At 65.3% G+C, this 12419-nt stretch carries 11 protein-coding genes; 4 read left to right on the forward strand and 7 right to left on the reverse strand.

Translation table 11 applies throughout. The features are described from left to right. Nucleotides 1–11: 11 nt before the first annotated feature. Complete coding sequence (locus AC5Y6Y_RS03045) at nucleotides 12–749, forward strand: DJ-1/PfpI family protein (RefSeq protein WP_499918793.1); 738 nt, start codon at nucleotides 12–14, stop codon at nucleotides 747–749. On the opposite strand, the gene AC5Y6Y_RS03050 is transcribed toward AC5Y6Y_RS03045, so the two are convergent. After that, nucleotides 746–1222, reverse strand: a complete 477-nt coding sequence (locus AC5Y6Y_RS03050) for a nuclear transport factor 2 family protein (protein ID WP_463824260.1) — start codon at nucleotides 1220–1222, stop codon at nucleotides 746–748. The genes AC5Y6Y_RS03045 and AC5Y6Y_RS03050 overlap by 4 nt on opposite strands. Nucleotides 1223–1241: 19 nt before the next feature. Here AC5Y6Y_RS03050 and AC5Y6Y_RS03055 point away from each other — a divergent pair, with 19 nt between their 5' ends. After that, nucleotides 1242–2009 (forward strand): SDR family oxidoreductase, encoded by a 768-nt coding sequence (locus AC5Y6Y_RS03055; RefSeq protein ID WP_463824259.1) that lies wholly within the window; start codon nucleotides 1242–1244, stop codon nucleotides 2007–2009. Between the two features lie 9 nt (nucleotides 2010–2018). On the opposite strand, the gene AC5Y6Y_RS03060 is transcribed toward AC5Y6Y_RS03055, so the two are convergent. From AC5Y6Y_RS03060 to AC5Y6Y_RS03075, 4 genes are all read right to left on the reverse strand, one after another. Then, a complete protein-coding gene (locus tag AC5Y6Y_RS03060; RefSeq protein ID WP_499918791.1) occupies nucleotides 2019–2786 on the reverse strand; it encodes a YqjF family protein in 768 nt (255 codons plus the stop codon). A gap of 4 nt (nucleotides 2787–2790) precedes the next feature. After that, nucleotides 2791–4644: a fatty acyl-AMP ligase gene (locus AC5Y6Y_RS03065; protein ID WP_499918790.1), complete on the reverse strand. Its 1854-nt coding sequence runs from the start codon at nucleotides 4642–4644 to the stop codon at nucleotides 2791–2793. A 47-nt stretch (nucleotides 4645–4691) separates the two neighbouring features. After that, entirely contained in the window at nucleotides 4692–5969 is a 1278-nt protein-coding gene (lipD, locus tag AC5Y6Y_RS03070; protein ID WP_499918789.1) for a lipase LipD, read from the reverse strand. 62 nt (nucleotides 5970–6031) lie between these two features. Then, the gene (locus AC5Y6Y_RS03075; RefSeq protein WP_499918787.1) at nucleotides 6032–7153 is read right to left on the reverse strand and encodes a serine hydrolase domain-containing protein; all 1122 of its coding nucleotides are present in this window, start codon (nucleotides 7151–7153) and stop codon (nucleotides 6032–6034) included. 421 nt (nucleotides 7154–7574) lie between these two features. On the opposite strand from AC5Y6Y_RS03075, the gene AC5Y6Y_RS03080 reads away from it, so the two are divergent. After that, entirely contained in the window at nucleotides 7575–8039 is a 465-nt protein-coding gene (locus AC5Y6Y_RS03080) for an SRPBCC family protein (protein WP_499918786.1), read from the forward strand. A 77-nt stretch (nucleotides 8040–8116) separates the two neighbouring features. Here the strand turns inward: AC5Y6Y_RS03080 and AC5Y6Y_RS03085 are convergent, their stop codons facing one another. Together AC5Y6Y_RS03085 and AC5Y6Y_RS03090 are read right to left on the reverse strand one after the other, a co-directional pair. After that, entirely contained in the window at nucleotides 8117–9274 is a 1158-nt protein-coding gene (locus AC5Y6Y_RS03085) for an LLM class flavin-dependent oxidoreductase (protein ID WP_499918785.1), read from the reverse strand. 268 nt (nucleotides 9275–9542) lie between these two features. After that, nucleotides 9543–9986, reverse strand: a complete 444-nt coding sequence (locus AC5Y6Y_RS03090) for a hypothetical protein (protein WP_463824252.1) — start codon at nucleotides 9984–9986, stop codon at nucleotides 9543–9545. A gap of 676 nt (nucleotides 9987–10662) precedes the next feature. On the opposite strand from AC5Y6Y_RS03090, the gene AC5Y6Y_RS03095 reads away from it, so the two are divergent. Then, the coding region (locus AC5Y6Y_RS03095; protein WP_499929306.1) for a PPE domain-containing protein at nucleotides 10663–12419 on the forward strand (1757 nt) is incomplete at its 3' end.

Here is a 12419-nt window from a genome sequence, read left to right on the forward strand (position 1 = left end):
GGAGAATCCCGATGACCCAGATCGCCTTCGTGGCCTACCCGGATTTCACCGCACTCGACATGATCGGGCCCTACGAGATCCTGCGCCAGCTGCCGCACACCGAGGTGCGCTTCGTCTGGCACGACGTCGGGCCGGTCACCGCCGACTCCGGAGTGCTGGTGATCGGCGCCACGCACTCGCTGGCCGAAACGCCCTCCCCCGACGTGATTCTGGTGCCGGGCGGGCCCGGGACACCGGTGCACGCCCGCGATGAGAAGCTGCTCGAGTGGCTGCGCCAAGCACATCGGACGGCGAGCTGGACCACGTCGGTGTGCTCTGGATCGGTGATTCTGGCGGCCGCCGGCCTGCTCAAGGGCCGGCGCGCGACGTCGCACTGGCTGACCATCCCGGCACTGAAAGCGTTTGGCGCGATTCCCGTCACCGACGAACGAATTGTGCACGAGGACAACATCATCACCAGCGCGGGAGTTTCCGCGGGTCTCGACCTCGGCCTGTGGCTGGCCGGTCAGATGGGCGGGGAAGGCCGCGCCAAGGCGATCCAGCTGGCCCTCGAGTACGACCCGCAGCCACCGTTCGACAGCGGCCATCTGTCCAAGGCATCGGCCACCACCAAAGCCGCCGCCACCGCGCTGTTGTCCAGGGACAGCGCCCGGCCGGCCATGCTCAAGGCCGCGACATCGTTGGCCTGGCAGCAGGCGCTGAACGCTGCCCGCTCGCGCCGGCGCAAGCGGTCATCGGCCTCGAGCTAGGCCTTGGGTTCGGGGAACTTCGTGGACGCGAACCGGCCGCCGGCCTCCAGCCAGGCGCCGACGACGCCGGGCGCGTCACGGTTGGGGTTGTAGATGTCCTCTTCGCTGCTGAACAGACCGTCGCCGGCGTAGACCAGCCGGGTCCAGTTCGGGAACCAGAACGGCTCTCCGTCGGGGTCGGTGGGGTGATCGAGCAGGTTCCTGATCATGATCACCACGGCATCGTTGTCTTCGTCGTAGGCGGTCCAGTCCGAGGGAAACCGCATGTGCGGGAACGGCGCCATCACGGAGACGATCCATTCGCGCACCTCCTCGCGACCGTGGAAGGTCCCGTAGTGATGCTCGGTGTAGACCACGTCCTCGGTGAACAGATCCGCGAAGGGGCGCCAATCGCCCGACGCGGAGCATCCTTCGACGACGGTCGTGTAGTGGCGGACGGCTTCCTCGATCTCTGCTTTGGCGAACTTGCCCATACCGGACAGACTAGATCCCATGACGGTGTTGGATCTATTCGACTTGCACGGCAAGACGGCTTTGGTGACCGGAGCCTCCAGCGGTATCGGTAAGCAGGTGGCTCTGGCCTACGTGGAAGCCGGAGCCGAAGTGGCGATTGCCGCAAGGCATTTGGATGCTCTGACGGAGTTAGCCGAGCAGATCGCCGCGATGGGAGGCCGGGCGGTGCCCATCGTGTGCGACGTGACCCGGCAAGATCAGGTGACCGCCATGGTGGATCAGCTCACTGAGCACCTGGGCGGCATCGACATCGCGGTGTGCAATGCCGGCATCGTCTCGGACACCCCGATGCTGGAGATGTCGCTACAGGAGTTTCAACGGATCCAGGACACCAACGTGACCGGGGTCTTCCTCACCGCCCAGGCCGCCGCCAAGGCAATGGTGCGGCAGGGCCGCGGCGGGTCCATCATCACCACCGCGTCGATGTCAGGTCATATCATCAACGTCCCGCAGCAGGTGGGTCACTACTGCACCACCAAGGCGGCGGTCATCCACCTCACCAAAGCGATGGCGGTCGAATTCGCGCCATACGAGATCCGGGTCAACAGCATCAGTCCCGGGTACATCCGTACCGAGCTGGTCGAGCCGCTCGCCGACTATCACCGCGTGTGGGAGCCGAAGATCCCGATGGGACGGATCGGCCGGCCCGAAGAACTCACCGGCCTCTACCTCTACCTGGCCAGCGCGGCTTCCAGCTATATGACCGGATCCGACCTGATCATCGACGGCGGATACACCTGTCCGTGAGCCGGATTGCTACGCAACCAGGCAGGGCCGGCCGAACTGGGTCCGTACCCCTGGGGAGAACAGCGCGCGCAGCCGGTCGCCGCTGGGCGTGATTCCGGCAGCCGCCACCAGCTCGTCGTGGAGTTCCACGATCTCGGCGGCCTGCACCGTCCATTCCGCGTGTTGGTTCGGGACCCACCAGGTGCGTCCGGCCTTGCGGGTGTGCGCGCCCCAGCGGGCGGTGAGCCAGACCTCGAGCGGTGTCGGCGCGGTCGGCTCGCCGACGGTGGCTGTCACCAGGCTGCGCAGCCCACGCCGCGGCCAGCGCCGAACGCTGTGATAACTGATCTGGTTGCCGGACCGGGCGATGCGCATCTTGGCCCAGGTGTAGGGGACGCCCAGACCGATCCGGGTGACCGGCACCACCGCCAGGCGCGCTGTCTCCAGCGACCGGAACAGCACTCCGTGGCGTCCGGCATCGTCGACCGAGTACAGCCGCACATTGGTCTCGTGGAACGTACCGAAGTATGGAAGTGGCAGCGCTGCAACAAGTTTGGTGCTGGTCATGGTGAACGGCACCAGCCCGACGTAGGTCAGGCCGTCGGCGAAGACGTCGGGCCGGGTGCCGGGCGGGTACAGATGCGCGATGCTGGCAGGCGTCACCGGCCAGTGCAGGAACGTCAGATCGGCCCAGTGCTGGTCGAAGGTGACCGGACGGATCAGGGGCGGCGGTCTCACCGGGAACCCCGCCAGCTCCGGGACCCGATCGGATCCCTCGGCCGACGGGTCGGTGGTCATCGAATCATGGTGACACGGCGTCGTGCCCGCCGAACGCGCCGCTCAGATACTGGACGCGGCAGGCCACCCGGGCGAGCTTGCCGCTGGTGGTACGCGGGATGGCCCCGGCCGGCAGGAACCGCACATCGGCGACCGACAACCGGTGGCGGGCCGCCACGGCCGCGCGGATCGCGTCGAGCGCAGGCGCCGGGTCAGCCCGCCCGGTGCCGGTGGCGCGCTCGGCGATGATGACCAGGGCCTGGCGGCCCTCGCGGGGCACCGTGAACGCCGTCGCGTAGCCCCGGCGCACCATCGGCGATGCTTCCGCGACGGTCGCCTCGATGTCCTGCGGGTAGTGGTGTGTGTCGTCGATGGTGATCAGATCGGCGATCCGGCCGGTGACGTACAGTTCGCCGTCGACGTACACGGCCAGATCCCCGGTCCGCAGCCAGTCACCGCCGATATCTGATCCGGCGGCGTGGCTACCCGTTCGGAGGGTGGCCCCCAGTTTGGCTCCGAAGGTCAGCCGCGTCTGTTCCGGCCGACGCCAGTAACCGCGGCCGACGTTGTCACCTTGCAGCCACGGTTCGCCGACCTGGCCATCCGGCAGTTCTGCTCCGGTCTCCGGATCCACGATCACCGCCCACAGGCTGCGGGCCACCTGCCCGCAGGACACCTGTGCGACGGCGGTGGGAGCGTCGGCAGCTACCTGGACCGCCCGGCCCGCACCGAGCTGCTCGCGGTCCAGATAGATCACCGACGTCTCGGCGGCGTGGTCGATGGTCGCGATCATCAGGGTCGCCTCGGCGATACCGTAGGACGGTTTGAATGCCTTGCGCGGCAACCCATATGAGGAGAACGCCTTATTGAATGCGGTCACCGCCTCGATGCTGACCGGTTCGGAACCGATGATCAGCACGACGTTGGCGAGGTCGATATCTTCACCGGGTGCGGGAAGTCCGCGCTGCGCGGCCCATTCGTAGGCGAAGTTCGGCGCCGCGGTGACGACGCGACCGGTGCGTGATCCCGCCGAGAGAGCCTGGATCCAGCGCTGCGGCCGGCGCACGAACGCCGTCGGGGACATCAGGGTGGTGTGGCCTCCGTAGACGGTGGGGAAGCCGATCATCGACAGGCCCATGTCGTGATATAGCGGCAGCCAGCTCACGCCGTGGGTGTTGCGGTTGAGCAGGTCGATCGACAGGATCATCTGCACCAGGTTGGTGGCCACCGCGCGGTGGGTGATCTCCACGCCGACAGGGGCCCGGGTGGCACCTGAGGTGTATTGCAGGTATGAGACCGCGTCCATGTCCAGCGCGACCGGAGCAAACCGGTCCTGGTCCGAGTCGGGAATTTCGTCGATGACCAGCACGCGCGGTGCCTGCAACCGGCTGACGTTTGCCAGAAACTGCTGCACCCCGTCGCGCGCCGCGGTCGTGGTGAGCACGACTTTCGGGGTCGAATCCAGTAGGGCTGTTTCCAGCCGCTCGGCGTGGCCCGGCAGTTCCGGTGCGAACAGCGGCACCGCGATGGTTCCCGCTTTGATTGCGGCGTAGTAGCCGGCGACCCAGTCGATGCTCTGGGGTGCCAGGATCGCGACCCGGTCACCGGGTCCCGCGTGCTGCTGGATGTGCGCGCTGATGGCGCGCAGGCGCACCCCGAACTGGGTCCAGGTCACTTCCAGCGCGCGCCCGGCGCCCAGGCCGCTGTGGTCGAGGTAGCGGTATGCGATCTCGTCGCCGACGTACCTGATGTTGCGGTCGATCAACGAGATCAGCGTGGTGTCCGGAGGCAGGGCGATGTTGCCGTCCGTGGCCAGGCAATCCTCGATCTGCAGTAGCCCATCACGCACTGCAGGCTCCGGTCGGACACCGCCATCCATAACCGAAGTCTATAAATCGTCCTTGGCGCCCTCGGGCGGTGCGGGCGCTACTCCCCCGCGGCCGGCTCGTGCTCGCCGGGATCGTGATACGTCGCACCGAGACGCGGCACCTCCAACGGTCCGTCTTTGCGCGCCGCATCGACGGCGTTGGTGAGCAGCGGGGCCAACCCCGCGAACGAACCCACGTCGAACAGCAGCAGCGTCAGCAGACGGTTGTGCACGTATCCGAACGAGCTGCCCGTCTCCGGATCGGCCCATCCCACGGTGCCGCCCAGACCGATGTGGCCGTAACCTTCCAAAAAGCCTGGGACAGGCGATGATTGATAACCCTGGTGATAGGTGAAGGGCAGTCCCAGATTCAGGTCCGGCCACAACTCGGCTTTGCCTTTCATGCCTGATACCGCCTCGGACGACAACAGTCGCGTGCCGTCGATGACACCGTCGTTGGCCAGCACCGCGTACGTTTTTGCCAGGGCACGCGCGGTCACCACACCGTTGACCGCGGGCAGCTCGCCGTCCAGGAACGGCATGTCGTCCTGCAGCATCGACATGATGCCCGGGAAGTAGATTGAGCCCAGCAACCCGGAAAAGGACAGTCCGGCAACCTTGGGTGCGATGAAGTCCAGCAGCGGCGTCGGGATCTTGGCCTGGGGCAACAACGTCTGCGCCGCTTTGGTCGGGCAGTCCGCGGGTGGCCGGCCGAGGTGCAGGCCGTCGGTGTCCAGCGGTCGGGCGAGTTCCTCGCGGAACAGTTCCCGCATGCCCTTGCCGGTCACCGCACGGGCCAGGCCCGACAACAGCCAGCCGTAGGTGATCGCGTGGTAGGCCATCTTGCCGTGCGCACGGTCCACCGGCGCGGCGGCCAGCCGCTCCTCCATCAACAGGTGATCCATGATCGTGTCCTTGTCCACACCCTTCAGGTGTGACAGTCCGGCGCGGTGTCGCAGCATGTCGCTCACGGTGATCTCGGATTTGCCGTTCGCGCCGAACTCGGGCCAGTAGTCGGCGACCGGTGCGTCATAGCACAACAGGCCGCGGTCGACGAGGAGATGAATAATGGTGGCGGCTAACCCTTTTGTCGCGGAGAACACCATGGCCCCGGTGTCGGCGGTCCACGGTTCGTTGCCCTTGCGGTCCGAGTAGCCTGTCCAGACATCGACCACCTGCCGGCCGTCGATGAAGACCGAGAGCGCACCGCCGCCGAATATGCGCCCGGGATACAACCCGGCGAATGCCCGGATGACATTGAGAAAGCGTGAGTCGCAGGCACCCTGCACGCTCGACGGTAAGCCGTTGTCGGTGGTGAGAATCGACGGTTGCGCCATACCGTGAATCATGGCAGCCGCGCCGCGCGCCGTATAGGAATTGCGCGCTGTCGCGAACGGACTTATGACCCCGGCATCCAGATGCTTCCCAGCGACTCGACCATGGCGCCCGGATCCTGACTGTCGACGTTGCAGCTGACGGCGATCGCAGTGCGACGGTCGCTGCTGACCCGGAATGCCGTGAGGAAACCGGCCCAGGTGCCCGGGTGGTCGAGCATGCCGTTGGCGAGCGACTGGATTCCGGCGCCGTAGCGGTCGCCGCCGCCGGGGTCGGTTTCCACGGCTCCGGCCAGCTGTGCCTCGAGTAGAGTCGGGCCGCCGACCTTACCGGTGCGGTAGTTGTCGGCCCACCGGACCAACTGGCTCATGGTGGTCTGGATGCCGCGGTCGCCTACTTGTTCCCACTTGAAATCTGTGGCCTGAAAGTCGTTGTCGCCCTTGCTGTATGCCACTGCTTTATTGGGAACGCCCGCCACCGGTTCGAGCACCATGGTCAGGCCGAGCGGACGGAAGATCTCCGTGCTGAGGAAGTCCGCGAGGGACCGGCCGGAGACGCGGTGCACAATCTCGCCGAGCAACAGGTAGTTGGAATTGACGTACTCGTAGCGCGCGCCGGGCTTAGAGGTCAACTCCGGTACCGCGACCAGGGCCTGCAGGGCCTGGGCCTCGGTGGTGCGGTCGCTGAAGTTCAACCCCTGCTCTTGAAGCAGGCTGGTGTATTCGGGGATCCCACTGGTGTGATGCATCAGTTGCGCGAGGCTGACGTTTGCGGCCCACGGCGGCATTTCAGTGATGTACTTGGACAGCGGATCGTCCAAGGTCAGCTTGCCTGCCTGAACCAGGAGCAGGATTGCGGTGGCGGTGAATTGCTTTGAGACCGAAGCGATATCGAAAACCGTGTCCGCGGTGATCTTGGCTTTGTTGCTCAGGTTGGCAAGTCCGGCAACCCCGGTCCACGCCACCCGGCCCTCGACCCCGACGGCCGCCGAGCAGCCTGGCCCGTCGGCCTTGACCGCAGAGTCCAGCACATTCTGGCTATCACCCGCCTGGGCGACGGAGGCTGCCGCGGTGCTGCCGGTGCTGGATTGAGTGGCTGGCGTGCGGGCTGGGCTGCTGCACCCGCCGAGAAGCAGCGCTGCCACCAGCAACGCGCCGCTGCGGCGATAAGGTAGTGAGGATCTCATATGTTGTCCCGCAATCTCATTGGCCATATTCCCGGTCAGGTGTCGGTTTTGGAGAGCCGTCCGACAACCGATCGGGTCGGGTCGGCTTCGCGCTCGGCGATCATCAATTCGATGCCGGTTTCAATCGCCGCCGCGGTGCGTTCACGGACCTTGCGCGCTGCGTGGCCGTCGGCTTCCCGGCCCTTGAACGTTCAGCCTGCGCAGCGGCTTCAGCAACGTGAGCATCGCAGCGATGTCGGCCTGGTGTGGGTGCTATCTCGACGGCATCGGCGTTCGGCACACCGTGAGTATGCCCCGGCACCGGCGCCGCGTGGACGATTCCGCGACCTGTGGTACGTGACCCGCCCGGATCGGTGGTGCGCGGGTGCGCGATAGGGTACGCGGCAGCACCATTCCAGGTCGGATACCTCAGGAGTCAGCCATGTCGGGTCGGAAGTTCACGTTCGAGGTCAACAGGACCACCAGCGCGCCCCCCGCGACGGTATTCCAGCTGGTGGCCGACGGTGGCAACTGGTCCAGCTGGGCGAAACCGATCGTCGTGTCGTCGAGCTGGGTCCGCCAGGGCGACCCGGCTCCCGGGGGCGTAGGGGCGGTCCGCAAGCTGGGGATGTGGCCGGTGTTCGTGCAGGAGGAAACCACTGCCTATGAGCAGGATCGGCGGCACGCCTACAAGCTGGTGGGTCCGCGGCAGCCGGTCACCGACTATGTCGCCGAAGTGGTCCTCACACCGAACTCGTCGGGTGGCACCGACATCCGTTGGAGTGGCTCGTTCATCGAGAAGGCCCGGGGTACCGGACCAGCCGCCCGCGCGGCGATGGGCGGCGCAGTCAAATTCTTCGCAGGCCAGCTGGTAAAGGCTGCCGAGCGGCAATCTGGCGCTCAGTAGTCCCGCCGCGCAACACTTTTCGCCGTTCCTGGACGGGTTGGCCAAGGTAGCGGGTGGCGGCGAAATCCGTCCGGCGGCTATCCGACCTCGTCCTGGTACTTCTTGGTCATGTGCTCGATGGCCTGCAACTGCGTCTGAGCCAGGCTGTCGCGCATCTGTCCGGCTCGCGCGGCGGCGTCTAAGGTGGGTTGGGCCTGTCCCTGGAAGTGCGGCATCACTTCGGCGGCGAACAACTCGGCTGACCGCCTGGTCGCTGCCGGGTTGGCCCACTCATGACCCGTCTGCAGCATGCAGCCGAATCCGCCCGATTGGTCCCATAACCGCTGGATCTGTTCGCGGGCGCGTTCGGGCGTGCCGATCACGCCGGCGCCGTTGCCGTTGATCATGTCGATCATCTCGTCGAGCCGGTCGCCCGGCATCGTCATCTGCGGGAATGCGGCGACCTTCTGGAAGTAGCGGAACCAGGGCTCGATGCCGAATTTTACGTCGGCACGGGCCTGTTCGTCGGTCTCGGCTATGTGCATCGGTCCGACCAGGCTCCAGTTGCTGCGGTCGACGTGGGCACCGAATTTGGCGGCGCGCTCCTCGACAATGCCCCAGTGGTAGGCCAGCGCGTCGAACCCTTCGATGGTCAGGGTCGCTCCGATCGACAACAGCCCGATGCCGTGCTTGCCGGCCAACCGCGCTCCCGTCGGCGACGCGACCGCGGCCACCGCCAAGGGAATCCCGCTGGCCGAGTAGGGAGCGAGCTGCAATTTGGCGTCGAACAATTGGTGGGTGGCGGTCTTGGCGGTCACCGTCTCCCCCGCCAGCAGACGCACCACGATGTCGAGATTGGACTCGAGTAGCTCGCGTGTGTCTGTCGGGGTCAGCCCGATCATGGCGGAGTCGGTCGGCAGTGATCCGGGGCCAACTCCGCCGATGATGCGTCCGTGGGTGAGATGGTCGAGCAGCATCAGCCGGTCCGCGACCCACAGCGGGTTGTGATAGGACAGCGAAATCACTCCGGTGCCGAATCGTATCCGCTTGGCGCGCTGAGCCGCTGCTCCGATGAAAACCTCTGGCGAGCTGATGATCTCGCTGCCTGCCGAGTGGTGTTCGCCGATCCACGCCTCATCGAAACCGAGGGAGTCGAGGTGCTCGACGAACTCCAAGTCACGTTGCAGCGCAAGCGTGGGATTGGTGCCGGCGCGGTGGAATGGCGCGATGAAGTATCCGAACCTGAGCTTCTCCATCGGGGCTCCCTTGCGATCGGCCTGGACGAACTTTAGCCCGACGACAATGCCCGCCGGGATGGCGGGTTGAGGAGTCGGGCAGTCGGGTCGGGCCGACGACGATGCCCGCCGAGATGGCGGGTTGAGGAGTCGGGCAGTCGGGTCGGGCCGACGACGATGCCCGCCGGGATGGCGGGTTGAGGAGTCGGGCAGTCGGGTTGGGCCGACAACGCAAACGAGGACCGGTAGTTACCGGTCCTCGTTCGTCTCCGTCAACGACGTCGGATGATCACGGGAAGCCCCCGCAGAGGTTGCCGACGCAACCGCCGCCGCCACCCGGTCCGCCGCCGCCACCGCCGACCCCGGGAATGGTGCCGCTACCGCCGCCCGGCCCGCCGCCACCGGTCGGCCCGCCAGGCACGCTGCCGCCGCCGCCGTCGGGTCCACCACCGCCGCCGGGGCCGCCGGGTACCGTGCCGCCGCCACCGCCGGGCCCGCCGCCACCGGTGGGGCCGCCCGGGACGCTGCCGCCGCCACCGCCGGGACCACCGGTACCACCGGGCGAAGTTTCGGTCGGTGCGCCGGACGGGGCTGTGGTGCTGGTGGCCGGGGTTGTCGTCGGCGTAGTGCTGCTACTCGGGGACTTGTTGTCGCCGCCACCGCAGGCCACTGCCATAAGAAGCATGGCGCCACCGCCGAAGGCGGCAAACGCCGTCTTGACTTGAGATCTCATCAGACTCACCAATCTTCACTCTTGTCGCGCATGTGCCGGGGTCGCATACCCCCTAATCTGACGCCGGAAACTCGGGGGCGGCGCCCTCGGTTTCCGGCCTGCCTGCCGTGGTCGTATGAGTCACATTGTCTGGACTTGGGTTTCGGCGCGGGTCGTGAGCTGCGCGTGCGCAGGTTCGTTGCCACGGGTTTCTGCGGGAAATTCGGCGCTCACGTGGCTCGACGCAAGTCAATTCGGTTCACACCGGCGCGGTGTCCATTAAGCGCAATTAATCGCATTTTTCCATTGTGTCAATTTGCAGTGTATTTGAGTCACATATGTGGCGCTATGTTGCGCAGCCCTGCCCACTTCGCGGCACACGCAGGGTGACTGCTGGTGGCTGAGTTCCGTTGGGGTGCTTGAAGGCCCACCGCACGCGGCAGCTCTCGCCGTTGACATCAGGGGGTGGAACTTCTGCTCCAATGTCGATTTGTAAAGCAGATTGTCACTGAGACCGTAAGATAATCACATTTAGATAACGGTTGAATAGCGATTTGATAAATAAGACTCCTCGGCCTGGGGGTCGCCCGTAGCTTGTCGGCTACGACACAGCTTGCTGGCGACTGTGGGTCGGGGGGCCCGTATCCGGTTGTCACAAACTGCGATTGGCGCTTGTCCCCTGAGAGAGGTTGAGACGATGAACTATTCAGTGCTGCCGCCCGAGGTCAACTCGGCACTGATATTCGCCGGCGCGGGAACCGAGCCGATGCTGGCGGCTGCGGCAGCCTGGGAGGGTCTTGCAGATGAATTGTCCTCTGCCGCAGCGACCTTCGAATCAGTAACGGCCGGATTGGTCGATGGAGCTTGGCAGGGATCGGCGGCCGCGGCGATGATGGCTGCCGCAGCCCCCTATGCCGGCTGGCTCAGTGCCACGGCATCGCATGCCGGACAAGCCGCGGCGCAGGCAGGTGCCATGGCGGCCGAGTTCGAGGCCGTCGCGTCGGCGATCGTGCATCCGGAGCTGATTGCAGCTAATCGCAACGCCTTTGTGTCACTGGTGTTGTCCAACATCTTCGGACAGAACGCTCCCGCGATCGCGTCCGCGGAAGCGCTCTACGAGGAGATGTGGGCGCTGGACGTCTCGGTGATGTCCGCCTACCACGTCGGCGCCTCCGCTGCGGTATCCGCGCTGACGCCGTTCGTGCAACCGCTACAGAGTCTGGTCGGAGGCATGAGCGCTGGAGCGGCAAAGGTAGGTCCACTGGCAGCCGCCGCGGTACCGGAGCGATCCCTCAATCTGAGCCTGATCCCGCCCATCGCAGGCATTGGAAATCTCGGTTTCGGGAATGTCGGCCTGACTAATTTCGGCAACGCAAACTTCGGCGACTTCAACCTCGGTTCCGGAAACCTCGGTAGCTCGAACTTCGGCTGGGGAAACCTGGGCGGCAATAACTTCGGGCTCGGCAACCTCGGTAGCGGCAATATCGGCTTCGGCAACATCGGCGTCGGTAACTTCGGCTTCGGAAACACGGGTAACGGCAACATCGGTATCGGGCTGGCCGGCAACGGTCAGATCGGCATCGGCGGTCTCAACTCCGGCTCTGGCAACTTCGGGTTGTTCAACTCGGGGAACGGCAATATCGGCTTCTTCAACTCCGGAAGCGGCAACTTCGGCATCGGCAACTCTGGCGACTTCAACACCGGTTTGTGGAACTCCGGCCGGGCCAACACCGGCTTTTTGAATGCGGGATCGTTCAACACCGGGTTCCTGGACGTCGGCAACGCGAATACCGGCACCTACAACGTCGGCAACTTCAACATGGGGGACTTCAACACCGCCTCCTCGAACACAGGTTCCTTCAACAACGGTGCGTCTAACACCGGCTTCTTCAACCAAGGAAACCTGAACACCGGGTTCCTGAACCTCGGAGACATGAACAACGGCCTGTTCAACACCGGCCAATTGAACAACGGCGTCTTCTACCAGGGCACCGGCCAGGGCAACCTGTTCTTCTCGATCGCAACTCCCGACATCACGTTGCCGCCGTTGGAGATACAGGCGATCACCGTCCCCGCCTTTGAGCTGCCGGCATTGCACATTCCGGGAATCTACGTTCCGCCCTTTGTCATCCCCGCCGGCACGACGTTGGCCGCTTTTAATCTCCCGCGGTTGACGATTCCGGATTTGACTATTCCGCCGATTTCGATTGCGGCGGGTACGACGTTGGCCGCCTTCAATCTGCCTAGTTTGACGATTCCGGATTTGACTATTCCGCCGATTTCGATTGCGCCGGGTACGACGTTGGCCGCCTTCAATCTGCCGAGTTTGACGATTCCGGACTTGACGATTCCGCCGATTTCAATTGCGGCGGGTACGACGTTGGGCGCCTTCAATCTGCCGAGTTTGACGATTCCGGATTTGACTATTCCGCCGATTTCGATTGCGGCGGGTAC

The sequence above is a fragment of the Mycobacterium sp. NGS24 genome (genome assembly GCF_059813065.1).